The following is a 21,971-nucleotide window of genomic DNA, read 5'->3' on the forward strand; positions in this document are numbered from 1 at the left end:
TTTAAGAAAAAGGAGTAAGTGAATGGCAAAATTTTTATATCATTTAGGAAAAAGTGCTTTTTCTAAGCCGAAACGGATGATTATCGGTTGGTTACTTGTTTTAGTAGCTGTTGTGGCGACAACAATAGGGACAGGTGTTTCATTTAATGGAGATATGTCGATTCCAGGTACAAAGTCAGAAAAGGCAATGGATCTCTTAGAGAAAAAGTTCCCAGCAGGTGATGATGGCGGGACGATTCGTCTGATTTTTAAAGCACCTAAGGGTGAAACATTAGAAACAAAAAAAGTAAGAAACAAATTGAACGAAACGATCAAAGAAGTCAAAAAGGATAAAGCAGTCAGGCAAGTGACGGATTTATATCAGACATTTGCTATTAGTAAGGGTAAGAAAATAGGGTATGCGGATATTACATACCGGGTAAAGGCGGATGAGGTAAAAACATCCTCAAAAGAGAAAGTATTAGATAGTATTAAGATTTCAAGAAAGGCTGGCATCCAAACAGAATTAGGAGGCTCCGTCACATTCTCAGAAATTGAGGTAGGCGGGATTTCGGAAGTCATAGGTATTGTCATGGCCTTCTTTATTTTAGCCTTTACCTTCGCTTCATTATTGATTGCAGGGCTACCGATCTTGACGGCTGCCATTGGGTTAATGATCGGCGTGATGGTCATATTAATTACCTCAAATTTTGTTGATATGTCTGCATTTAGTCTTACATTAGCTGTGATGATTGGACTTGCCGTAGGAATTGATTATGCATTATTTATCATTTCTCGATATCGACAGTTATTAGCAGAGGGTTACGAATTGAAAGAAGCAGCTGCTAGAGCTGTTGCTACAGCAGGCAGTGCTGTATTGTTTGCAGGTGTTACCGTCGTGATTGCACTTTGCGGACTTGTATTAGTCGGTATACCATTTTTAGGCGTTATGGGTCTTGTAGCTGCATTCATGGTACTATCAGTTATGCTTGTGTCTCTGACAATTGTTCCTGCGATACTAGGGATTCTTGGTGATAAAGTAAGCCCTTCAAGAAAGAATAAATGGTTCTCTAAATTACAATCTCAACAAAAAGAAGAACAAGCAGCTTGGGGAAGGTTTATCAAGAAGTATCCAGGTAAGATCATCCTAGGTGTCATTGTATTGACTGGTCTGCTCAGTTGGCCAGCACTTCATATGGAGTTGGGTCTTCCTGATAACGGCATGAAGGGGAAGGAAACAACTGAACGCAAGGGCTATGACCTGTTAGCAGAAGGGTTTGGCAAAGGGTTTAATGGGCCACTGGTTGTTATTATTGATGCCTCCCATGCAAATAACGCAATGAAATCTATTGAGAAAACAACAAAAGTATTAGAGAAGATGGATGGCATCAAACAAATGGCACCGGCTGTTCCTAATCCATCGGGTAAGTACGCCATGCTGACCATCTTACCGAAAAGCGGTCCAGAAGATAAGGCGACAAAGCAATTAGTCAAAGATATACGAAATGAATCTAGTCAGACTGCTGAAAAGTATGATACGAAATTACTTGTTACTGGTTCTACGGCAGTTAATATAGATATTTCAGATAGACTCAGTGAAGCGTTACCGAAATTTGCAGGAGTCATTATTGGATTTGCTTTGATTTTGATGATTCTTGTGTTTAGATCCTTCCTTGTTCCATTAAAAGCGGTTTTAGGATTCCTTATGACATTGACCGCTACATTAGGTTTTTCAGTCTTTGTTTTACAGGATGGACACCTTGCGCCTTTGTTTGGAATACCAGCAAATGGCCCATTGTTAAACTTTATGCCTGTACTAGTGACAGGAATATTATTTGGTCTTGCAATGGATTATGAGGTCTTTTTAGTCAGTCGAATGAGAGAAGATTTCCTTCTATCAGGTGATGCGAAAAAGTCCGTTGTATCAGGTTTGAAGCACAGTGGAAGAGTAGTGACTGCCGCAGGCTTAATCATGATCCTCGTCTTTGCTAGTTTTATCTTTGCAGATGACTTAATCATCAAAACAATGGGGTTAACGTTGGCATTCGGTGTTCTGTTTGATGCATTTGTCATAAGAATGACTTTTATCCCAGCGTGTATGATGCTGATCGGACGAGCTGCTTGGTACTTACCCAAATGGTTCGAAAGCTGGCTTCCACGTATAGACATTGAAGGTGAGTCTATTTCTCAGCAAGATGAGAAAGAAGAGAAGGTGATTTAGTCACTGATAGTCTTACATGGTATGATTGATGATACCGCCATTACCTCGATAAAGGGTGGGCGGTATTTTTTGAGTGAATATGAGGATCGGGTGGTGATTATTTATGGAGAAACGACGGGTAGACCCTTTTAATGAAATGATCTATTCGCGGATTCCAACATTATTATGGGTCGTTCTTGTTTATATTGCAGCAATGATATTTCAGTTTATAACCACCCCATTAGCAATTTCTAGCCTGTTTTTTTCTGCACTTATTGCCATACATCTGATTCTCCATTGGTGGTCATTTTACTGGTTTCAGCAGAATCCATGGGTATATTTTCTGATTCAAGGAATTGTGATTCTACTTTGTGTTTCAGTCATGCAGGCAGCTTCCCCTGTGATCTTAATTGGTCTGTTACCGGTACTAATAGCGCAAAGTATTGGGGTATATTATCATACATTGAAGGTGATTTTGACAGGGCTTAGTTTTTATGTCCTTTTTTTTCTTGCCCTTATTTTGGTCAATGATACAGATGATTTGATGGTATACATTCCTATTTTGTTTTTGATTCTGATTGTAGTCATCGCATACTCCATTTTATTTTTTAGACAAGTCAAAGCTAGAATTCGTACACAAACATTTTTAAAGGAACTTGAATTGGCACATCAACAAGTGGAAGAGCTGACACTTGCAAATGAGCGTCAAAGAATGGCGAGAGATTTACATGATACCCTTGCACAAGGACTGGCAGGTATTATTATGCAGCTAGAAGCGGCCCATGCACATTTGGAGAATCAGAATGTTGAGCGTGCTCAAAGCATTATTAAAGGTTCAATGAGCCATGCGCGGACGACATTAGGTGAGGCGAGATTGGTCATTGACGACCTTCGAACATATAGCCAGGATCAATATGACCTAGCTGATTCTGTGAAAGATGAAGTGAAGCGCTTTATGGCGGCGACGAATATTCCAGTTCATACAAAAGTGGTTGTCTCTTATCAAGTGTCACCTTTTCTCATGGAACATACCGTATACATTGTCAGTGAATGTTTGACGAATATTGCCAAGCATGCCAAAGCAAGTAAGGTCGAATTGATGATGGAGCAAAAAGGTGATCACATCTCCTTGCAAATCACAGACAATGGAGTGGGTTTTGATGAGAAAAAACAAGAATCCACTTCGGGGCATTACGGTCTAATTGGTATGTCAGAACGTGCCCGACTGCTTGATGCACAGCTGCGCTTAAAAAGTGAAAAAAATGAAGGTACACAAGTGACGGTAACGATACCTTTGAAAAAGGAGTAAAAACAATGTCTTATCAAATTGTGATTGTCGATGATCATTTTGTTGTTAGAGAAGGGTTAAAATTAATTCTTGAGACAGATCAACGATTTGATGTTGTTGGTGAAGCAGAGGATGGGGCAAAGGGATTAGATGTCTTGAAAGAGAAGGCTCCAGACCTTGTATTACTTGACCTCAACATGCCTAACATGAGTGGGCTTGAGATGCTAAAAGAGATGCAGTCTCTTCAGTTAAAAGTACCGGTCCTCATTCTCACTACCTATAACGAAGAGAAATTAATGATTGAAGGGCTGCAACTTGGAGCAAAGGGCTATCTTTTAAAGGATGCCAGCAGGGAAAATTTATTTTATACAATTGAAGCAGCTATCAGAGGAGATATTCTTCTTCAAGCAAACGTCGCAGCTAAGGTATTTGAATCAACAGAGCATCAAGTGACTCCAAACCATTTGAAAAAAGAATTAAACATGCTGACTGAAAAAGAGATGCTTGTCTTGCAAGCAGTGGCTAGAGGATTTCGAAGTAAGGAAATTGCATTTGATATGGGGATTTCCGAGAGAACTGTCAAAGCTCATTTAACAAATATTTATCAAAAGCTGGAGGTCACTTCAAGAGCGGAAGCAATTAAAGCAGCAGTAGAATTAGGGATGATCCATTTTTAGAGAGAGCGAATGATCATATGAGATGATGACAAGAAACATTGCTCTGTTAAGTTTCAGCGTCAAGTGATTTATTATCTCTTCCAATGCGGTTTCAATATGTGTAGGGAAATGAACTCTGCCTACATAAGTAATGGTACGATCTTTGACACGGGCGCTTGGCGGCATAAAAATATACATATCCCATTTTTATTCGCAGGTAGGCTTACCTCTGATTTGGAAGGGGAAGGCACAGAAGAGATAGCCGCAGAATAATGAATGAAGAAGTAAGAGACCTTTTAAACGAGGTCTCTTTTTTTAAGACTGCGGCTTCAGGTGATTTAATGCCTGTGCCATGTGGATGGTTGATGACGTTTACTTATGTCACAACCTTTTCTTGATTCTAAATAAAACAAAGCCTCATTCATAAACCTCCTTTCACAATGAGCATAGCAATAGAAGAAAGCGAATGATAAAGAATTTTATTTGTTGCAATGAGTCACTGCATGTCCTGAGCTTTATATATAATGGAAGGTAAGAACATGAGCGCAGCTGGCATGTCAGCATATGATCAGGAGTTGCCTTGAAAATAAGAGGACACCGCATTGGGATTGCGATGTCCAACACCTAACTTCAATCAAATTAGCAGAAAAGCTAGGTTTCCAGCGGACAAAAACCTATCGATTGTTTTACAGCTCATGATGAGAATGTTTTGAGATACCAAGCATCCATTGCAGAATGCTCAGAGCCTTCAATCGGCTCTGAGAGAAGAGAAAAGCCATATCGCTGATAAAGGCCTGTAGCCGCAGTTAATTCTCGGCGGGTTTCTAAATAACATGCTTCATAGTATGTAGAGGCATATTGCAGCGCTGTATCCATCAGTTTTTTGCCAGCACCTTTTCCTTGTGCCTTTGGACTCAAATAAAGCTTTTGTAATTCACATATGCCATTTGTAAATGGAGCAATGCCTACGCCGCCCACAATATCGCTATTCTCTTCAGCAATCCAATAGGCTGCATGAGTCAATGATTGATAGTATTCGAACAGCTGGTCAAGATGAGGATCAGTGTAGGCTGTTCCTTCTATCGCCAGATTCGCCGATTCTAGTGACTGACGGATAATTGCTGCGATATACGGGTTGTCTTTTTGCTCAATGGGTCTAATGTTCATTGGAAGTACCTCCATCGTCATAAAATAAAAAAGAGAAAGTGAGTTGAAACAATATGTTTTGGCTGCAAACCGCTATTTTTACAATTGTTGTATTGTGTCTCTCATGGTGGGCAGGGAAAAGAGGTAGAAGCCGTCATGCGGGGCTGTTCCTCCCTATATGCTTCATTCTATTTGGATTGGTTTTATTAATATCCAGTTTCTTCATTGGCAGATGGGAAGGCATGGCGCTTAGTATATCCAGCGTCTCTATCGTTCTCTCTTCCATGATTTGTTTGATCATCGCCACAGTGATTCAATTTTTTAAAAGAGATGTCCCTTCTTAAGCAGGGGCATCTCCACTGTTCATCTGATTGTATTCTTCACGAAGGATGCCCATGATGATGACATCTGAGTAGGTACCGTTGAAATAGAGTGCTTGGCGCCTTTTTCCTTCATATTGAAATCCTGCTTTCTCATAGCTTCTAAAGGCTCTCGGATTGTGGGAAAAGACTTCGAGCTCAAGACGGTTGAGTTCTAACGTATCAAAGGCGAATGCTTGAACCATTCGGACAGCTTCAGTGCCATAGCCTTTTTGGAAATGTTCTGGCCCATGAAGCGCAATGCGGAAGCTTGCCGTATGATTGATTGGATCAATATCCACAATCGCCGCATCCCCAATCATTTCTTGCGTGTCTAACAGACAAATGGCGAAATCTCGCCTGCTGTCATCTTGTAAAAATCGGGTGTAGGCTGAACGAATTTCTTCTAGTGTGAACATTTTTCGTGTGCCAGTCATGTAAAGTGTTTCTGCATGCTGGCATCCTTTTTGAATCCCCGGATAATCCTGTTCTTCAATCGGTCTCAAAAATAAGCGGGTCATGACGGATCACCCTCCTCTATATATCGAGATATTTCAATTAAATTCAGATCAGGATCACGGATATAAACAGATTCAACCGGACCTAATGTGCCTGTGCGCCTGACTGGTCCCTCTTCAATAGGAATCACTAGCTTGCGAAGATGCAGCAGCAAACGGTCCATATCTAAATCGGTGATAAAGCACAAATCACTAGAGCCTGGAAGTGGATGAGCCGCTGCCCGCTCCTCTTCATGACCAGCTTCATGAAGATTGATCATCTGTAAACCAAAACGAAGCGCTTTACGGCCTTCTCCAAAGGTTTCTTCCTTCATTCCTAATACGTTTGTATAAAAGCGAATGGTGTCCTCTATATGTTGTACAGTCAACACGATATGATCAAGTCGTCGTATCATCAGTCTCTCCTCCAAGTATGATCATTGATTGAACTGATTTTATTATATCATTCCCTGAAGAGGATACCTTATTGAATCACGGTTTTATAACTCCAGCTTTGTAAGGACATTTCTTTTCCGCGCAATACCCTTTCATCAAACTCCACCCATCCATTTTTTCGGTAGAAATGACGGTTCGCTTCATTGTGTGTAATCAGCGTGAACAGGCCGCCGCCTTGCCGGGCGATAAAGGGAAAAAGACATTGCTTTAACATACGGCTTCCAAGTTTTTTTCCTTGCTGGTTTTTTGCGACGACAAGTGCTTCTAAATACCAAAAAGGCTTCTTTAAGGAAGAACACGCTTTTTTGGCCTCCTTTAACATACGAAACACATGCTGAATTGCCGGTATACTGCCAGTGAAGAGGAGCTTTAACCCGCCTGACAACACATAATCCATGAGACCTGGTTCAGGAAGACGTGGATGCTTTAACAGAGCGGCAGACACAATATGACCGTTCTTCACTCCGACTAAACAGATTTGATGCTGGAAATAAACCTTTGTGTTAACCAAATGCAGCTCGCGAGCGAAAGCAGAGCGCTTTGATACCTTTTCACATAATAAATCAAAAAATGAATAATCCCGAAACGAATCTTCTAACAGATCTGCCACTTCCGGCAGTTCGTCCTCTCTAGCAAGTCTGAAATGAACCATGTGCTGGTCCTCCTTTTTTTGAACAGATATAGATTATTGAACATGTGTTGATTATAATAAGAAGTAAACAATACGAACATCGGCAATGAATGATGACCTGTTCATAAATAGACAGCGTGTGCCTGATTGTTCAAAAATGGAGGGTATCTCATGCAGGATAGACGAACAATCAAAACAAAAAGAGCCATTCGGGAAAGCTTTCTTGAGCTATTAAAAGAAAAAGAAGTGCAGCAAATAACGGTATCAGAGCTCTCAAGGAAAGCAGATTTAGGCCGGGGAACCTTTTACTTGCACTATCAAGATGTGTTTGATTTATACGAACAGCTGGAGAAAGAACTATTCGATCAGCTTGGCGGGTTATATGATGAAACCTTTCCGAGTCAAGACCCTCTTGATATGCTTTCCTTTTTAAACAAAACGACAGAGTACTTGAAAGAGAATCAATATATGTTGACGTTATTTGTAAAACCAAATGGTCCAACGACCAACCAATTCAAAGCGTTTTTTAAAGAAAAAATCATGAAAGAGTGGCAGCTTGTAGAGCGGCCCATTACAGAGAAAGAACAAATTGAAGCTTCTTTTGTCGTGTCTGGTGTTGTTGGCGTACTTGAAGAATGGATTCATGAAGACATGTTAATTGATGCCGGAAAGCTAGCGCACAAATTATATGAGCTTCTCGTCAAAGTGGAGCATGAATCATAAAAGGGAGAAAGCCATATAGTATTTGTCTTTCCTTTCTGATACAATCAATATAGAACGTATGTACTTATTCAGGTGAGGAGTGATGAGATTGAGTCAGAAAAGGAAGCTGCTTTTTTATGGGGCAATGAGTATCGATGGCTATTTAGCGAGAGAGGATCATCGGCTCGATTGGTTAATAGGGACGGAGGGCGAAGAAGATACGAACTATGATGACTTTTATGCGTCAGTCGATACGCTGATCATGGGGCGCAATACATATGAACAGGTTCTTCAGCTGTCACCAGATGAGTTTCCTTATGAAGGAAAGACTTGTTATATCATGTCACGTACTTTACAAGACAGTCTGAAAGGAACTCACATCATTCGCGAAGATATCCTATCATTTGTGAAAAAATTAAAAAATGAAACAGGTCAGCATATCTGGATTGTAGGCGGCGGGGAGCTGCTTCAGTCTTTCATAAGAGCAGGATTGGTTGATGAGCTTTACCTTCAAATCGTACCTGTCATGATTGGGAGAGGCATTCCTCTGTTTTCCCCATCGGATATGGAATCCAAGTTTTCATTAAAAGAAGTACGACAATATAAGCAGATAGCTGAAATGCATTTTGTCTTAAAAGAAGAGGATCACTGACATGAGGTGGTCTTTTTTTTATGAAACAAACTCGTTGACAATAAAAAATCCTAGTGTTAGGATAAATTTATCCTAGTTTTAGGATTTCTTGAAAAAGGAGTAGTTGCCATGGTGCAGCATGAACATGAATTAGACTTAAGGCTATTCCGCGTGTGGATGAAAGCCTATCAAGCTCTTTTTACAAATATTCAAAAAGACATTGAACGTTATGATATCGGATTTGAAAACTTTCAGATCCTTGAATTGCTCTATAGTAAGGGGCCGCATCCCGTCCAAAAAATCAGCGACATCCTGTCAATCCCAAGTGGGAGCATGACTTATGTCGTGAACAAACTAGAAAAACAAGGGCTTGTGAAAAGGCAATGTGCCCCCTCTGATAAACGTGTATTTCATGTATTGCTGACGGAAAAAGGGAAGCAATTGTTTGACGACATTTTTCCTAAGCACACAGATGTCATTTCACAAAACCTATCCTTTATTGAAAAAGAAGAAAAAGAACAGCTCATTGAATTACTAAAAAAAGTTGGTTTAGGTGCAAAACAACTTCACGAAAAGGGGAAACAAGATGACACTCAGCTTTGATACATTGGTACGTGAAAGACGATCCGCATCAAATTTTTTGCCAAATATCTCGATTTCGAGAGAAGAACTTAACAGTATATTTGAAGAAGTCAAAATGGCACCATCTGCTTTTAACTTGCAGCACACACAATATGTCGTCGTCCAAACAGAAGGTCTTAAAGAACAAGTAAGAGAAGCCGCGTTTGGACAATATAAAGTGCATTCCGCCTCAGCAGCGATTATTGTACTGGGAGACCCGAAGGCTTATCAGCAAGCGGGGAACATCTATGAAGGTCTGAAAATGCTTGGCATTTTAAACAAGCAGCAATACGAAGAAATGGTCAGAGAGACGATGAGCTTTTATGAAAAGAGAGGGGCGGATTTTCAGAATGAAGAGGCAATCCGCAATGCTTCATTATCTGCGATGCTATTTATGCTCGCCGCCAAAAACAAGGGCTGGGATACGTGCCCAATGATCGGTTTTGACCCTGATGTCATGAAAAAGGTGTTAAACATCGAGTCGGATTTGGTTCCTGTATTAATGATTACACTTGGAAAAGAAAAAGTAGAGAGCAGACAAGTGAGAGGCTACAGAAAGCCAGTCTCTGAATTCGTCACATACTTATAAGATAGGGGGTTCCACTCATGGAACTAGGGATTAGTACATTTGTAGAAACAACACCTGATTTTCAAACAGGAAAAACAGTCAGTCACGCACAGCGTATTCGAGAAGTAGTGGAAGAAATTATTTTAGCAGATCAAGTCGGTCTTGATGTATTTGGAGTAGGTGAGCATCATCGACAAGATTTCGCTGCATCGAATCCCGCTGTCGTCTTAGCGGCTGCGGCAACACAGACAAAGAATATCCGCCTGACAAGTGCAGTGACAGTTCTTTCCTCAGCAGATCCTGTTCGTGTCTTTCAGGATTTTGCCACATTAGATGGACTATCAAACGGACGTGCAGAGATCATGGCAGGTCGTGGCTCATTTATTGAATCATTCCCACTGTTTGGCTATGATCTGAATGATTATGAAGAATTATTTGAAGAAAAGCTTGATTTGCTGCTCAAATTACAGCAGTCCGAGCGTGTCACATGGAGCGGAAAGCATCGCCCGGCTATTCAAGATGTCGGCGTATATCCAAGACCTGTTCAAGATCCGCTTCCAATTTGGATCGGCAGTGGGGGAAACCGTGAATCTGTCGTACGTGCTGGATTATTGGGATTGCCTTTAGTACTTGCCATTATTGGCGGAAGTCCTAGACAGTTCGCACCACTTGTTCAGCTGTACAAGCAAGCGGCAGTACACGCTGGACACGACCCAGAGAAATTAACCGTAGCATCCCATTCGCATGGATTTGTTGCACAAGAAACAGATCTTGCAGCAGACCAATTCTTCCCTTCCACACAGCATGTGATGAACACGTTAGCAAGAGAGAGAGGCTGGGGTCCATATACTCGTTCTACATTTGATGCAGCGAGAACGTTAGAAGGCGCGCTGTATGTAGGAGATCCAGATGCAGTGGCAGAGAAAGTGATTCACCTTAGAAAAAATGTAGGAATCACGCGTTTTATGCTTCATGTACCGGTTGGTTCAATGCCGCATGATCAAGTATTAAAAGCCATTGAGTTATTTGGAAAAGAAGTCGCTCCTAAAGTAAGAGAAGAGGTTGCCCGCTGGGAAGCAGAGCAAGCATAACGAAAAAGGTCGATCAAGTGAATAGGCTTGATCGACCTTTTTGATGCTTAAGGATCAATGACACAAGGTTTCACTGTAGGACATGAAGCAGCAGAAGCAAGTGGTGTGGTCGTCAAGGTGAAGAGGAAAACAAGTTGAAAACAGATGAGCCATTTTTTCATGAAATCACCTCCGTTCACAATTGTTTGACGGAATGAGATGAGGATAAAAGCATAGAAGTATAGAACACTCTCTATCCAACATAAGACAATCATATCATAATTTTAAAAAAAGTGAAAAAAATAACTTATAAAAGAACTAAATTATGGTATGGTTAATATGTTCAACAAAAAAAGGGAGGGATTTTTTATGAAAAAGGTCATGTCTTCTGTTTTGGTTGGAGCAATTGTCTTAACGGGTGCTGGGGTCACAACTGCTCCGGTGGAAGCAAAGGAACAAACAAAAAGTGAAATAACGGTTCAGGCAAGTCGAACTGTCTCAGAAACAAGAACGTATACGACATCGAACATCCCATCAAGTATTACATATGCAAAGGATGGCTGGGTCGGTATTTTAAAACAATCGTCTATTGAAGAATTAGGATTAGGCAAATACAGAGTCACATATACTGGAACGGTTGTACGTGATCCGGGATTTAATTAAATAAACGAAAAGCTGACAGGTGGACAAGCCTGTCAGCTTTTTTATTGAGGATAATAAAGAATCATTTGAAGCCGGACCATTTGCTCTCCGGTTTGTTTATACGTATGCGTACGGTCTGCTTTAAAACGAATGGAGTCGCCAGCTTTTAAGCTGTACTGTTCATCTCCAATGGATATATCAAGCGCTCCCTCAAAAACGGTAATCAATTCCTCTGTCCCGCCAATGTGTTCATTTGCATGCAGCGACCCGCCAGGATCAATTTCTACTCGGTACACTTCAAATTTCCCCCGGTCATCAAAAGGAAAAGTCGTATACACACGATATCGCCCATCATCTTCCGTTAAAATCTGTGCATCCTCATTGCGTACTACTTTGATTTCAGGCTGTGGTGCGTGAATGAGCTCACTAAAAGATACCTTTAATCCGTTGGCGATTTTCCACAAAGTCGTAATGGTGGGGGTTGATTCTCCTCTTTCAATTTGTCCAATCATGGTTTTGCTGACACCAGTTAATTCTGCCATCTTTTCGAGGCTTAATTTCTTTTGGTCTCTAAGAAGCCTCACATTTTTAGAAATAATCGATTGTACATCTTCCATGAAAAAAACTCCTTTCTCTATTTACTTTATAAAGACCAAACGTTACAATAAAGCGTAACATACGTAATAAAGTAATTAAAGTCTTAATAACGTATAAGGGAGGCGGCAACTATGATTCTTTCTATGTTGATCTATGCTTTTGTGAGCAGCTTTACCCCAGGGCCAAATAACATCATGGCCATGGTCTTTACGAATAAATATGGGGTCAAGCAAACATTTCGATTTTGTTTAGGTGTGGGTATTGGATTTCTCGTTATTTTGTGTTTGAGTTGCTTCTTTAATATCATACTTTATCAAGTGATGCCGAAAATAGGCTGGGTCATGGCGTTCATCGGGGCTGCATACATGATTTATTTAGCGGTCAAAATCATGAAAAGTAAAGGCGGGGATGACGAAACACTTGATCGTTACAATCATTTTGTCCCTGGTATGATGCTGCAATTTATCAACCCAAAAGCAATCTTGTATGGATTGACCGTGATTTCAACATTTGTTTTGCCATATGGACAATCTAATATGCAGTATGTCATATGGACGCTGATTCTCGCACTTATTGGCTTTCTCGGTACATTCAGCTGGAGCTTATTTGGCTCTTTGTATAAGCGCTTTTTGACTGCTTACGAAAGACCATTCCAGTATGTCATGGGGCTGCTTCTGATATACAGTGCGGTTTCGATGGTATGGGGCTATGTGATGTAAGGTGTCAGAAGCTTGGCCGCTGCCTGCCCATCACAACAGTATTGTAATAAAGTCCATCTGCCAGACGTTTATCATTTTTTAATATCCCTTCAATCAGAAAGCCATGGTGCTCATATAACCGAATGGCTTTTTGGTTCGTTTCCAGCACTTGAAGTGACATCTTCTGGATGCCTTGCTGATCAGCCCAGTCAATAGAAGCGGCTAATAGCTCTTTGCCAATGCGATAGCCCCAAGCATCCTTTTGGATGGCGACGCCAAAAGTCACTTTGTGAGCAGAGCGTTTGAGTGAATGTCCTTCACATCTGGAGAAACCAACAATTTCTCCTTCAATATCAGCGACTAAAAATAAATGCCTGCTTTGTTTGGTATCCTCTTGAATCAACACCTCAAAATCTTTTTCATGAAGAAAGGCTTCGCCTGGTTCACGGTCTAAATATTCTGTTTCACCATCAATTTTCAGTCTGAGCGCTGATAACTGCTTGGCATCGCCGATTGCAGCAGACCGAATACAATAGGTCAAGTCACGAACGGTGAATAAGTTTTCAGCGATAATCATAGAACACCAACCTTTCTTTTCGTTATGTCTATCATACCTGAAACGTGTACATAGCAGGTGAAAGTTTTAAAGCCTGTCTTATAGATCATAATTTTTTAATCCAGCTGGCTTTGGCTGGATTCTCATGATTTAGACTGAGAACTTAAATAAGCTTCTCTCACAACTGTTAAAAAGTGCTCAGCGACGGTTGACGTTTCATCTTGTCTCCATGAAACATATAAATTTACTTTTGGCGTAGTTTCTTGGATTTTTCTATAAACAACCCCTGAGCGTTTTACGCTTTCTACTGAGGATGGGACGACAGAGATTCCCATTCCTGCAGCAACTAAATTCACAATCGTATGCATTTGAATAGCTTCCTGAACTACGTTTAAACTTATGCTATTTTCCCAAAAGTAGCTGATAATTAAATCATAAAATGCTGCACCTAGATGACGTGGAAACATGATAAATGGTTCATTGGCTAATAAATGAATTGGAACTTTGGAAAATGAAGCTAAAGGATGATTTTCTGGCAAAACCAAGCTTAATGATTCCTCACAACAAATTTCTGAGGTAAGTATCTTATTATTTTGGTTAGAACGAATAAATCCAATTTGAATTTCTTTCTTATATAGTGCCTTTAACTGCTGTTCTGTAGCCATTTCACATAAGACAAGATGGATATTAGGGAAACTTTCTCGAAACCTTTTAATAATATCAATCACAATATCAGTAGAATCAACGAAACCGATCGTTAAATGACCTATTCTTCCGTCATCTGCAAGTTGTGTTGCGTTAATCGTTCTATCTACTTGAAGGAGCGTACGGCGGGCTTCTTCTAAAAATACTCTCCCCGCATCTGAAAGTTCAACCTGTCTTCTCGTTCTATGAAAAAGCGTAACACCTAACTCTTCTTCTAATTTTCGGATTTCTTGACTTAATGGAGGCTGTGCCATTTTAAGACGTTCAGCTGCCCGGCTAAAATTTAGTTCTTCAGCAACCATTATAAAATAACGTATTTGTCTCAGATCCATTTTTAAGCCCCCCTATTTCATACTTGCTTATTGTGTAAAATGATTTCAAAGGATTGTTATCAAACAGTTTTGCGCTTTTTTAATGGAAATGTTTTAATTATATAAAATATATATATAATTATCTGAATATATATATTATACATATTAATACCCTCTTTTTATAATGAAAGTATTCTTTCAAAGGAGGACATTGTTATGGAGTATAGTAAACTTGGAAATAGTGGATTAACAATTAGTAAACTCGCATACGGAAATTGGATTAATCATGGTGGTAAGATAAATGAGGAAACTGCCCATGATTGTGTGAAAGCTGCTCTTGATGTGGGTATTACGACGTTTGATACTGCCGATGTTTATTCAGACACCAAGGCTGAAGAGATACTAGGCAGGTCTTTAAAAGGGATTCGGCGGGAGAGCATTGAACTATGTACAAAAGTATGTCATCCAACCGGTACTGGGAAAAACGATAGAGGATTATCACGCAAGCATATTTTGGAGAATTGTCATGCCTCTTTGCGGCGTTTACAAACGGATTATATTGATATTTACTATGCACACAGGTTTGATCCAACTACACCTCTGGAAGAAACGATGTTAGCTTTCGCAGATCTAGTAAGACAGGGTAAAGTGAACTATATTGGTGTAAGTGAGTGGACAGCAGAACAAATTACTCGAGGGGCAGCGCTTGCACGAGAGCTAAATGTCCCCCTAATCGCCAGCCAACCTCAATACTCCATGTTATGGAGAATCATTGAAAGTGAGGTAATACCGACCTGCCAGCGTGAAGGACTTGGCCAGGTAGTATGGTCGCCTTTGGCCCAGGGAATCCTCACTGGAAAGTATCTCCCAGGAAAATCACTTCCGACTAATTCGCGTGCTAACTCAACTGCTGGAAAACCTTTTTTTAAAAACCTTGCTCAACGCTGGATGAATAATAACACCTTAGAGGCGATCCAAAAGCTTAAGCCCGTCGCACAAGAGGTTGATCTTACTCTCGCTCAGCTTGCGATAGCATGGGTACTGCAAAATCAGAACGTTTCTGCAGCGATTATCGGTGCTTCTAGTCCAGAACAGGTGAGGGAGAATGCTTTAGCATCTGAGGTGAAAATTGAAACTGAGATGATGAATCAAATTGACGAAATTCTAGGTGATCTAGTCGAGTACGATCAGAGTAAAACAGGTTAAAGCTTTTAAGTCTATCTTATAGATCATTATTTTTTAATCCAGCCGACCTTGGCTGGATTTTTATGTTGCTGTAGTTTCTTGGATCGCACATTCAGATGTTTTGTATCTGTGAAAAAGGCTAAATGAATAGTATCAAACGTGGAGGTGGAACAAATGAGTGAAGAAAAAGGACATATGGATAAAGCGAAAGGAAAAACAAATCAAGCCAAAGGTCAATTGAAGGAGAAGCTTGGCGAAGCAACAGATCATCAAAACCTGAAAGCAGAAGGGAAAAAGGATCAAGCCAAAGGAAAGCTTCAAGATAAAAAAGGGGATTTGAAAAATCACCTGAACGAGTAAATTCGAAAACATGACACTGCTTCATGTCTCCATCATGACATGTCTTTCATCAATAAAATGAATAGATGTGTGAAAAGAATTGATTATACGCGCTCGCTATCATCATGTAGACTTAAAACAGAAGACATGAACAAGGGAGATGGATGAGATGAAGCAAGTGTGGGAGAAAGTTGACGAGTATATCACAGACAAGTTGATTCCTAAAGATGATGTTTTGGAGCAAGCTCTTACTCATAATAAGGAAGCAGGCCTGCCAGCAATTGATGTGTCACCAGCTCAAGGGAAAATGCTTTATTTATTAGCAAAAACCAAGAATGCAAAGCGCATTTTAGAGATCGGGACACTCGGTGGATACAGTACCATTTGGTTGGCGCGTGCTCTTGAAGAGGATGGAGAACTCATCACATTAGAGGCTGTCAGCCACCATGTACAGATTGCGCAGCAAAACATCAGCAGAGCGGGCTTATCGGAACGAGTGAGCATTTTGCAAGGAAAGGCATTGGATACGCTATCTCAGTTAAAAGAGAGGGCTGTGCTTCCATTCGATTTGATTTTCATTGATGCAGATAAACCGAACAACCCGAATTATCTAAAGTGGGCGTTACACTTCTCGAAAAAGGGAACAGTCATTATTGCAGACAATGTCGTCAGAAATGGAGCAGTCCTTCATGACTCTGATGGGGATGAGCGAGTGCAAGGAACTCGTGAATTTTTCAATTTACTCAAACAAGAGTCAAGAATAGAGGCTACAGCCATTCAAACTGTTGGTGAAAAGGGTTACGATGGATTTGTATACGGAATCGTAAAATGAAACAAAGCTTAACCACATGCGGTTAAGCTTTTTCTTTTAGAAAAACCATCTGGCAGTCCCCATCAGCATGACGCCTACAAGAACAGTAAGTGACAAGCTCTTTGTCCAAACAGCGATTACGACGGTCGGAGCCAAGACAGCAAGGTACATCCAGTGAATGGTGACGCCCGTTGTAGTATGAATGAACAAATGCTCTGCGATCAAAGCCGTAAAGATACAAATCGGAATAAACGATAACCACTTAAGCACCACTTCAGGCAGCTCGATACTTCGTACAAATATAAAAGGAACGACCCTTGGAATCACGGTGACAATCATACAGCCGAGAATGAGCCACATCATAAAACTGCTGATCATTTGTCTGTCACCACCCCAATGGTTGCGACAATCATGGTGGCTAACAGAACAGCCACGTGTGAGGGAACAAAATGAAGCAGGAGAAACATTGCAACGACCATATACAAAATAAGTGACAGGCGATGGGTTAACTTACTTTTAGGCACAGTCTGCAAAGAAAGAACCAGCAGTGCAGCAAACATAGCGGAAAGAGCAAAATCAAGACCAAGTGCTTCAGGATTTGAAATCCAGTGTCCAAAAATGCCGCCAAGTACACAGGCAGCAATCCAGCACAAATAAGCCGTTATGTTCAGCCCGTGCATCCACCGGTTATTCAGCTTTCCATGCTGAGCTAATTTATTCATGGCTACGCCAAAGGATTCATCAGTCAGCAATAGACCGAATCCAATATTTTGTTTCAAAGAGTAGCGTGTAAAATGAGGAGCCAGCGTCAGGCTTAGCAATAAATGACGCAGATTCACAATAAATGTAGTGAGAATAATAGCGGAAAGGGGACTTCCCGTGACAAGCAGTGCACAGATAATAAACTGTGAAGCACCTGCGTAAATAAAGATTGATAGAAGCGCAATGTCCCATAAGCTCAACTGTGCGCTAATTCCAACAATTCCAAAGGCAAACCCGATACTCATATAACCAAGCAGGGTTGGCACACAATCTTTTATTCCCTCGAGAAATGGTTCAGGTTCCGTGGTGGGAATATGTTTTCTAGCTTCAATATCCAACGACCTCTACTCCTTTTCTGCATGACGACCTATAGTTTTACTTACTATATGAAAACGAATTTAGCATGTCAATAGCCGCTTATCTTCTATTATATGAAGAAAAAAGGTGCAAAAAGGATTGAAGTCAACCAGAATTTGTTATAAAGTATCAGAAAATAAAAATAATTGGAGTGACGACAAATGCTGTGGAAACCTTTGTTTGAACATGATGTTCCAAATGCCCTCCGTCCATAACGGAGAGTGATCTCCGTTTGTGGATATGGTACTCAAAATATCCAATAACGGAGGGGAAATGATGAATGAAAAATATATAGGCGCCCTTTACCTAGCAATCGCAGCAAGTATTTGGGGCGGCATGTACGTGGTTGTCAAAGTAACAGTAGCGGTTGTCCCGCCACTTGAGCTCGTCTGGATGAGATATGCTGTAGCAGGAGTCGTTTTGGTGTTTACCATTTGGCGCTTAGGCTATTCCTTTCGATTAGATAAAAAAGATATCCCGCTTATGGTGTTGATCGGGCTGATCGGAAATTTCCTTTCAATCGTGACACAAGAAATTGGGACGATGTATACTTCTGCACAAATGGGGGCTGTTATTACATCTGCAACTCCTGCGTTTATGGTGCTGTTTGCTTTCTTTCTATTAAAAGAAGCCATGACTGTTCGAAAGTGCGCATCCATCCTGCTTGCTACAGCAGGTGTATGGCTCATGATTGGACCAGTTGCAGTACAGACAGATGAATTTGTTGGTGGTCTTTCATTGGTCTTCGCTGCTTTAACATGGGCGCTGATGTCTGTTTTGCTCAAACGTGTTCCAGGAAAGTACCCTCAGGTGGTGACAACCACATATGCGATCATCATTGCATTCATTGTTTTAACACCGCCTGTATTATTTCGTTTACCTCACCTAGATGTGGAACAGATAGCAAGGCCTGAGATTTGGGGCGGTATTCTATATCTAGGCATCATCTCAACAGCTCTAGCATTCTTTTTATGGAATAGAGGGCTTCAATTAATGGATGCCTCAAGCGGCGGTTTGTTCTTTTTCTTTCAACCGATCGTAGGTGCCGTTCTGGGCTGGATGCTTTTGGGAGAAGAAATGGGATTACGCTCATTCATTGGCATTCTATGTATCTTTGCAGGTGTCTATACTGTACTGCGTCAAAAGGAATAAAAGAAGATGTCCCTTGTAATAGGGGCATCTTCTTTATAAATGAGAGATTGAGAGAGGATGGAGGGAACTAGGATGATACAATTTCCACAATTACAAAAAGGACAAACGATTGGTGTCACAGCACCTTCCTCAGGTGTACAGCCATCATTGCATGACATGTTTCAGCTCTCATGCGAACGAATGAAAAAAAGAGGCTATGATGTCATATGTGGAGAGACGGTCTGGAAGCAGGAAAAGGCGAAATCTGCCCCTGCCGTAGAACGAGCAAAGGAGCTTCAGTACATGATGACATGTGATGAGATTGATCATATCATCCCGCCATGGGGAGGGCAGCTTTTAATGGAAGTGCTAGAGCACCTTGATTTCTCATCGATGCAAAAAAAGTGGATTCTTGGTTATTCAGATACTAGTGCTCTCCTGCTCGCGTTGACATTCAAAACAGGTATTGCTACTGCGCATGGGCCGAATCTAGTAGATCTTCAGGGAGAAGAGCTTGATCAAACGACTGTCATGTGGGAAGAAGTACTTTCAACAAAAGGGGAAATGGACATCAGCCAATATTCTTCATCAATGTATCAAAAGGAATGGCAGTTTGACAATCCGATTGAACATGTTTTTCATTTAACAGAACCGACCGCATGGCATACGGTTGATCGACAAGAAAAGATGGTAAAGGGGAGACTGATGGGCGGCTGTATTGATGTCATTCGCCACTTAGCGGGGACGCCTTTTGGAGACGTCAAAGCTTTTCAAAAAACATTCTTAAAGGATGAACCAATTCTCTGGTATTTTGAAAACTGCGAATTAAATGCTGCAAGCGTGAAGAGATCGCTCGTTCAATTAAAACTAGCAGGATGGTTTGATCACTGTTCAGGTATTATGTTTGGGCGAAGTGCAGTAGATGTGCCTGTGGATGGGTATCAGTATCAGGATGTATATGAAGAATTACAAAAGGAATTACAAATCCCTATTTTTTACGATATAGATTGTGGGCATGTCCCGCCGCAAATGACGCTGATTAATGGCGCATATGCAGAAGTGCAGCTGCAACCTCAAGGCAAAGCGGTCCTAAAGCAAGCATTTTTATCATAAGAAAAGGAAAGGGGAAGCCCTTTCCTTCATATAACACTACATTCCTGTGGTTTCTTCACCTGCTTTTGGAACTTCCCAAGCAGACTCACGGAATACTTTCTCCCATTTCGATACGACAATACATGCAACGGCATGACCTGGAACGTTCACACCAGTTCGTGCCATATCCATAATTCGATCAACTCCGGCGATAATGGCGACGCCTTCTGCTGGAAGACCTACTGCATGAGCGGTTGCCAAAAGAACGACGAGTGAACCGGATGGCACCGCTGCAATCCCTTTACTCGTTAACACAAGAACAAGCATCATCAAAAGCTGCTGTGACAAACTCATGTCGACACCAAACGCTTGTGCAAGGAACACACAGGAAACCGATAAATATAAACTGGAGCCATCACAATTGAGAGAAAGACCAGATGGAATGACAAAGGAGACAATTCTTTTCGGGCAGCCGTATTTTTCCATTCTTGACATAAGCTGAGGAAGGACAGTTTCTGTACTTGTAGTAGAGAAGGCAACCAAGAACAAATCCCAAATCATTTTTAAAACTTCGAAGTAGTTAAAACGGAAGATCAGTGCGACTAGAGGGAACAAAGCAAAGAGAATAATGAATAATCCTAAAAATACAGTCCCAACAAGCTTCATCATCGGGATTAATAACACAATGCCATATTGACCAACAGAAGCAGCCATTAATGCAAGTACTCCAATAGGTGCTGTCACCATGACCATCTGCGTTAGCTTAAACATAATTTGTGCCACTGATTCAAAGAAGTTGAGAACAGGAGCGGATGCCTTACCGATACCGCTTGCCGCTACACCAAATAATATGGCGAAGAAAATGACAGCAAGTAAATCATTTTGAGCCATGACATCGACGATATTCGTTGGAATGATATCGAGTACCATTTGTTTAAAGTCGACGACTTTTTGTGTATAACCGTCTAATTCACCAATATCTTTCTTAGCTAATTTAGAGAAATCAAGGCCAACGCCTGGTTTAAGAACATTAGCCAGCAATAGACCAATTCCTAGAACGATGGTTGTGATAACCTCAAACCAAATGATCGTCTTTAATCCTAGGCTGCCCATTTTCTTCATACCACCACTGCCAGCTGCACCAATAACAATGGTAGAGAAAACGATAGGAACAACGATCATTTTAATCAATCTGATGAATCCATCCCCAATTGGCCTGAGGGCCATCCCGAAGTCAGGAAAGAAATGGCCGATAAGAGCTCCTATCACCAAAGCGATCATGATTTGAAAAGCGACGAACTTTTTCATCATCTCCTACCCCCTTTAATTGCTTGGAAAATTTTAAGAATTTTCCAATAAATAAAAATTCTATGTGACCATGTTTTGTCCTCCTTTGGATTTAGAAAGATTTTATTTAAGAATCATTAGAATTATGAAGAAAGAGAAGAAAATAGGGCTATCGCATCTCTAGTTATCTAAGAAAAAACCACTTCTTAAAAAACATTAAACTTTTTTAGAAAAATGTATTGACCCTTTTATATGATCCATGGTATATTTTTATTCGTCGCTGATGACGTATTTGAAACAAAGACATTCAAACACATGCGGCAAACAAATTTTAAAAAGATGTTGACTTGATAAAAACGATATGTTAAGATAATTAAGTCGCCTGATTAAGCGCCCGTAGCTCAATTGGATAGAGCGTTTGACTACGGATCAAAAGGTTAGGGGTTCGACTCCTCTCGGGCGCGCCAATACAAATCACGCGGGTGTAGTTTAGTGGTAAAACCTCAGCCTTCCAAGCTGATGTCGTGAGTTCGATTCTCATCACCCGCTCCATTTTTTGAAATATGATCTTTGAAAACTAAACAAGACAAAACGTACCTGTTAATTCGAGTTTTTATAAAAAATCCTATGAAATATCATAGGTAGTCAGTCAAACGCTGACGAAAAACAAAACTTCGGTTTTGTACTTTTTCGG

At 40.7% G+C, this 21,971-nt stretch carries 26 protein-coding genes, 2 tRNA genes and 1 pseudogene; 19 read left to right on the forward strand and 10 right to left on the reverse strand.

Annotated elements, in window-relative coordinates:
• Window positions 1-22: 22 nt before the first annotated feature.
• From SB660_RS07010 to SB660_RS07025, 4 genes and pseudogenes are all read left to right on the forward strand, one after another.
• Window positions 23-2,200 carry an MMPL family transporter gene (locus SB660_RS07010; protein WP_410581917.1) on the forward strand — a complete coding sequence of 726 codons (2,178 nt, stop codon included), beginning with the start codon at window positions 23-25 and terminating at the stop codon, window positions 2,198-2,200.
• 103 nt (window positions 2,201-2,303) lie between these two features.
• Window positions 2,304-3,488 carry a sensor histidine kinase gene (locus SB660_RS07015; RefSeq protein ID WP_410581919.1) on the forward strand — a complete coding sequence of 395 codons (1,185 nt, stop codon included), beginning with the start codon at window positions 2,304-2,306 and terminating at the stop codon, window positions 3,486-3,488.
• Window positions 3,489-3,493: 5 nt separating this feature from the next.
• Window positions 3,494-4,144 (forward strand): response regulator transcription factor, encoded by a 651-nt coding sequence (locus SB660_RS07020; RefSeq protein WP_058015427.1) that lies wholly within the window; start codon window positions 3,494-3,496, stop codon window positions 4,142-4,144.
• A gap of 522 nt (window positions 4,145-4,666) precedes the next feature.
• Window positions 4,667-4,822, forward strand: a pseudogene (locus tag SB660_RS07025) (GNAT family N-acetyltransferase); the annotation flags it as partial.
• Here the strand turns inward: SB660_RS07025 and SB660_RS07030 are convergent.
• Complete coding sequence (locus SB660_RS07030; RefSeq protein ID WP_410581921.1) at window positions 4,817-5,290, reverse strand: GNAT family N-acetyltransferase; 474 nt, start codon at window positions 5,288-5,290, stop codon at window positions 4,817-4,819. The pseudogene SB660_RS07025 and the gene SB660_RS07030 sit on opposite strands and share 6 nt — an antisense overlap.
• A 53-nt stretch (window positions 5,291-5,343) precedes the next feature.
• Here SB660_RS07030 and SB660_RS07035 point away from each other — a divergent pair, with 53 nt between their 5' ends.
• Entirely contained in the window at window positions 5,344-5,613 is a 270-nt protein-coding gene (locus tag SB660_RS07035; protein ID WP_180309497.1) for a YesK-like family protein, read from the forward strand.
• Here SB660_RS07035 and SB660_RS07040 read toward each other — a convergent pair.
• The 3 genes from SB660_RS07040 to SB660_RS07050 form a co-directional block, all read right to left on the reverse strand.
• Complete coding sequence (locus SB660_RS07040) at window positions 5,610-6,149, reverse strand: GNAT family N-acetyltransferase (RefSeq protein ID WP_061406929.1); 540 nt, start codon at window positions 6,147-6,149, stop codon at window positions 5,610-5,612. The two genes, SB660_RS07035 and SB660_RS07040, sit on opposite strands and share 4 nt — an antisense overlap.
• Entirely contained in the window at window positions 6,146-6,541 is a 396-nt protein-coding gene (locus SB660_RS07045) for a VOC family protein (RefSeq protein ID WP_061406932.1), read from the reverse strand. Before SB660_RS07045 ends, SB660_RS07040 begins: the two co-directional genes overlap by 4 nt.
• A 68-nt stretch (window positions 6,542-6,609) precedes the next feature.
• Window positions 6,610-7,233 (reverse strand): GNAT family N-acetyltransferase, encoded by a 624-nt coding sequence (locus SB660_RS07050; RefSeq protein WP_180309495.1) that lies wholly within the window; start codon window positions 7,231-7,233, stop codon window positions 6,610-6,612.
• A 150-nt stretch (window positions 7,234-7,383) separates the two neighbouring features.
• Between SB660_RS07050 and SB660_RS07055 the strand changes: the two genes are divergently transcribed.
• The 6 genes from SB660_RS07055 (at window position 7,384) to SB660_RS07080 (ending at window position 11,467) form a co-directional block, all read left to right on the forward strand.
• Window positions 7,384-7,935 carry a TetR/AcrR family transcriptional regulator gene (locus SB660_RS07055; RefSeq protein WP_058015432.1) on the forward strand — a complete coding sequence of 184 codons (552 nt, stop codon included), beginning with the start codon at window positions 7,384-7,386 and terminating at the stop codon, window positions 7,933-7,935.
• An 82-nt stretch (window positions 7,936-8,017) separates the two neighbouring features.
• Window positions 8,018-8,566, forward strand: coding sequence for a dihydrofolate reductase family protein (locus SB660_RS07060; protein ID WP_058015433.1), 549 nt, complete (start codon window positions 8,018-8,020; stop codon window positions 8,564-8,566).
• A gap of 108 nt (window positions 8,567-8,674) precedes the next feature.
• On the forward strand, window positions 8,675-9,148 hold the full coding sequence (locus tag SB660_RS07065; protein WP_119124475.1) for a MarR family winged helix-turn-helix transcriptional regulator: 474 nt from the start codon (window positions 8,675-8,677) through the stop codon (window positions 9,146-9,148).
• Window positions 9,132-9,755: a nitroreductase family protein gene (locus SB660_RS07070; RefSeq protein ID WP_410581926.1), complete on the forward strand. Its 624-nt coding sequence runs from the start codon at window positions 9,132-9,134 to the stop codon at window positions 9,753-9,755. The genes SB660_RS07065 and SB660_RS07070 overlap by 17 nt, the downstream gene beginning before the upstream one ends.
• Before the next feature lie 17 nt (window positions 9,756-9,772).
• Window positions 9,773-10,825, forward strand: a complete 1,053-nt coding sequence (locus tag SB660_RS07075; protein WP_144463349.1) for an LLM class flavin-dependent oxidoreductase — start codon at window positions 9,773-9,775, stop codon at window positions 10,823-10,825.
• Window positions 10,826-11,173: 348 nt separating this feature from the next.
• Window positions 11,174-11,467, forward strand: coding sequence for a hypothetical protein (locus SB660_RS07080; protein ID WP_058015437.1), 294 nt, complete (start codon window positions 11,174-11,176; stop codon window positions 11,465-11,467).
• Window positions 11,468-11,508: 41 nt separating this feature from the next.
• Here SB660_RS07080 and SB660_RS07085 read toward each other — a convergent pair whose 3' ends face one another.
• Window positions 11,509-12,063, reverse strand: coding sequence for a helix-turn-helix domain-containing protein (locus SB660_RS07085; protein WP_410581929.1), 555 nt, complete (start codon window positions 12,061-12,063; stop codon window positions 11,509-11,511).
• 111 nt (window positions 12,064-12,174) lie between these two features.
• On the opposite strand from SB660_RS07085, the gene SB660_RS07090 reads away from it, so the two are divergent.
• Entirely contained in the window at window positions 12,175-12,762 is a 588-nt protein-coding gene (locus SB660_RS07090) for a LysE family transporter (protein ID WP_012009044.1), read from the forward strand.
• Window positions 12,763-12,766: 4 nt separating this feature from the next.
• Here SB660_RS07090 and SB660_RS07095 read toward each other — a convergent pair whose 3' ends face one another.
• Both SB660_RS07095 and SB660_RS07100 read right to left on the reverse strand, forming a co-directional pair.
• Entirely contained in the window at window positions 12,767-13,318 is a 552-nt protein-coding gene (locus SB660_RS07095; RefSeq protein ID WP_410581931.1) for a GNAT family N-acetyltransferase, read from the reverse strand.
• Between the two features lie 122 nt (window positions 13,319-13,440).
• Complete coding sequence (locus SB660_RS07100) at window positions 13,441-14,334, reverse strand: LysR substrate-binding domain-containing protein (protein ID WP_306011770.1); 894 nt, start codon at window positions 14,332-14,334, stop codon at window positions 13,441-13,443.
• Between the two features lie 195 nt (window positions 14,335-14,529).
• On the opposite strand from SB660_RS07100, the gene SB660_RS07105 reads away from it, so the two are divergent.
• From SB660_RS07105 to SB660_RS07115, 3 genes are all read left to right on the forward strand, one after another.
• Complete coding sequence (locus tag SB660_RS07105; RefSeq protein ID WP_410581933.1) at window positions 14,530-15,519, forward strand: aldo/keto reductase family protein; 990 nt, start codon at window positions 14,530-14,532, stop codon at window positions 15,517-15,519.
• Window positions 15,520-15,672: 153 nt separating this feature from the next.
• Window positions 15,673-15,858, forward strand: a complete 186-nt coding sequence (locus SB660_RS07110; RefSeq protein WP_061406945.1) for a CsbD family protein — start codon at window positions 15,673-15,675, stop codon at window positions 15,856-15,858.
• Window positions 15,859-16,006: 148 nt separating this feature from the next.
• A complete protein-coding gene (locus tag SB660_RS07115; protein ID WP_180309490.1) occupies window positions 16,007-16,669 on the forward strand; it encodes an O-methyltransferase in 663 nt (220 codons plus the stop codon).
• A gap of 36 nt (window positions 16,670-16,705) precedes the next feature.
• Here the strand turns inward: SB660_RS07115 and SB660_RS07120 are convergent, their stop codons facing one another.
• Both SB660_RS07120 and SB660_RS07125 read right to left on the reverse strand, forming a co-directional pair.
• Window positions 16,706-17,026, reverse strand: coding sequence for an AzlD domain-containing protein (locus tag SB660_RS07120; RefSeq protein WP_410581936.1), 321 nt, complete (start codon window positions 17,024-17,026; stop codon window positions 16,706-16,708).
• Window positions 17,023-17,748 (reverse strand): AzlC family ABC transporter permease, encoded by a 726-nt coding sequence (locus tag SB660_RS07125; protein ID WP_180309489.1) that lies wholly within the window; start codon window positions 17,746-17,748, stop codon window positions 17,023-17,025. The genes SB660_RS07120 and SB660_RS07125 overlap by 4 nt, the downstream gene beginning before the upstream one ends.
• Window positions 17,749-18,043: 295 nt before the next feature.
• Here SB660_RS07125 and SB660_RS07130 point away from each other — a divergent pair, with 295 nt between their 5' ends.
• Together SB660_RS07130 and SB660_RS07135 are read left to right on the forward strand one after the other, a co-directional pair.
• On the forward strand, window positions 18,044-18,919 hold the full coding sequence (locus SB660_RS07130; RefSeq protein ID WP_180309488.1) for a DMT family transporter: 876 nt from the start codon (window positions 18,044-18,046) through the stop codon (window positions 18,917-18,919).
• Window positions 18,920-18,991: 72 nt separating this feature from the next.
• Window positions 18,992-20,011: a S66 family peptidase gene (locus SB660_RS07135; RefSeq protein WP_180309487.1), complete on the forward strand. Its 1,020-nt coding sequence runs from the start codon at window positions 18,992-18,994 to the stop codon at window positions 20,009-20,011.
• 36 nt (window positions 20,012-20,047) lie between these two features.
• Here SB660_RS07135 and gltP read toward each other — a convergent pair whose 3' ends face one another.
• Window positions 20,048-21,298 (reverse strand): glutamate-aspartate/proton symporter GltP, encoded by a 1,251-nt coding sequence (gltP, locus tag SB660_RS07140; protein WP_058015452.1) that lies wholly within the window; start codon window positions 21,296-21,298, stop codon window positions 20,048-20,050.
• A 369-nt stretch (window positions 21,299-21,667) separates the two neighbouring features.
• Between gltP and SB660_RS07145 the strand changes: the two genes are divergently transcribed.
• A tRNA-Arg gene (locus SB660_RS07145) sits at window positions 21,668-21,744 on the forward strand.
• Between the two features lie 11 nt (window positions 21,745-21,755).
• Window positions 21,756-21,829: transfer RNA gene (locus tag SB660_RS07150), tRNA-Gly, on the forward strand.
• The last annotated feature ends 142 nt before the right edge of the window (window positions 21,830-21,971 follow it).

This window comes from Bacillus sp. SIMBA_005 (genome assembly GCF_046535585.1).
Taxonomy (GTDB): Bacteria; Bacillota; Bacilli; order Bacillales; family Bacillaceae; genus Bacillus; species Bacillus pumilus.

Bases quoted from the DNA above. Each gene is read 5' to 3' on its own strand.
- SB660_RS07015 (WP_410581919.1), top strand. From the start codon at position 2,304: ATGGAGAAACGACGGGTAGACCCTTTTAATGAAATGATCTATTCGCGG.
- SB660_RS07040 (WP_061406929.1), bottom strand. From the start codon at position 6,149: ATGACCCGCTTATTTTTGAGACCGATTGAAGAACAGGATTATCCGGGG.
- SB660_RS07075 (WP_144463349.1), top strand. From the start codon at position 9,773: ATGGAACTAGGGATTAGTACATTTGTAGAAACAACACCTGATTTTCAA.
- SB660_RS07035 (WP_180309497.1), top strand. From the start codon at position 5,344: ATGTTTTGGCTGCAAACCGCTATTTTTACAATTGTTGTATTGTGTCTC.
- SB660_RS07095 (WP_410581931.1), bottom strand. From the start codon at position 13,318: ATGATTATCGCTGAAAACTTATTCACCGTTCGTGACTTGACCTATTGT.
- SB660_RS07070 (WP_410581926.1), top strand. From the start codon at position 9,132: ATGACACTCAGCTTTGATACATTGGTACGTGAAAGACGATCCGCATCA.
- SB660_RS07045 (WP_061406932.1), bottom strand. From the start codon at position 6,541: ATGATACGACGACTTGATCATATCGTGTTGACTGTACAACATATAGAG.
- SB660_RS07065 (WP_119124475.1), top strand. From the start codon at position 8,675: ATGGTGCAGCATGAACATGAATTAGACTTAAGGCTATTCCGCGTGTGG.
- SB660_RS07080 (WP_058015437.1), top strand. From the start codon at position 11,174: ATGAAAAAGGTCATGTCTTCTGTTTTGGTTGGAGCAATTGTCTTAACG.
- SB660_RS07050 (WP_180309495.1), bottom strand. From the start codon at position 7,233: ATGGTTCATTTCAGACTTGCTAGAGAGGACGAACTGCCGGAAGTGGCA.
- SB660_RS07060 (WP_058015433.1), top strand. From the start codon at position 8,018: ATGAGATTGAGTCAGAAAAGGAAGCTGCTTTTTTATGGGGCAATGAGT.
- SB660_RS07115 (WP_180309490.1), top strand. From the start codon at position 16,007: ATGAAGCAAGTGTGGGAGAAAGTTGACGAGTATATCACAGACAAGTTG.
- SB660_RS07105 (WP_410581933.1), top strand. From the start codon at position 14,530: ATGGAGTATAGTAAACTTGGAAATAGTGGATTAACAATTAGTAAACTC.
- gltP (WP_058015452.1), bottom strand. From the start codon at position 21,298: ATGAAAAAGTTCGTCGCTTTTCAAATCATGATCGCTTTGGTGATAGGA.
- SB660_RS07100 (WP_306011770.1), bottom strand. From the start codon at position 14,334: ATGGATCTGAGACAAATACGTTATTTTATAATGGTTGCTGAAGAACTA.
- SB660_RS07130 (WP_180309488.1), top strand. From the start codon at position 18,044: ATGAATGAAAAATATATAGGCGCCCTTTACCTAGCAATCGCAGCAAGT.
- SB660_RS07055 (WP_058015432.1), top strand. From the start codon at position 7,384: ATGCAGGATAGACGAACAATCAAAACAAAAAGAGCCATTCGGGAAAGC.
- SB660_RS07085 (WP_410581929.1), bottom strand. From the start codon at position 12,063: ATGGAAGATGTACAATCGATTATTTCTAAAAATGTGAGGCTTCTTAGA.
- SB660_RS07110 (WP_061406945.1), top strand. From the start codon at position 15,673: ATGAGTGAAGAAAAAGGACATATGGATAAAGCGAAAGGAAAAACAAAT.
- SB660_RS07020 (WP_058015427.1), top strand. From the start codon at position 3,494: ATGTCTTATCAAATTGTGATTGTCGATGATCATTTTGTTGTTAGAGAA.
- SB660_RS07135 (WP_180309487.1), top strand. From the start codon at position 18,992: ATGATACAATTTCCACAATTACAAAAAGGACAAACGATTGGTGTCACA.
- SB660_RS07030 (WP_410581921.1), bottom strand. From the start codon at position 5,290: ATGAACATTAGACCCATTGAGCAAAAAGACAACCCGTATATCGCAGCA.
- SB660_RS07010 (WP_410581917.1), top strand. From the start codon at position 23: ATGGCAAAATTTTTATATCATTTAGGAAAAAGTGCTTTTTCTAAGCCG.
- SB660_RS07120 (WP_410581936.1), bottom strand. From the start codon at position 17,026: ATGATCAGCAGTTTTATGATGTGGCTCATTCTCGGCTGTATGATTGTC.
- SB660_RS07090 (WP_012009044.1), top strand. From the start codon at position 12,175: ATGATTCTTTCTATGTTGATCTATGCTTTTGTGAGCAGCTTTACCCCA.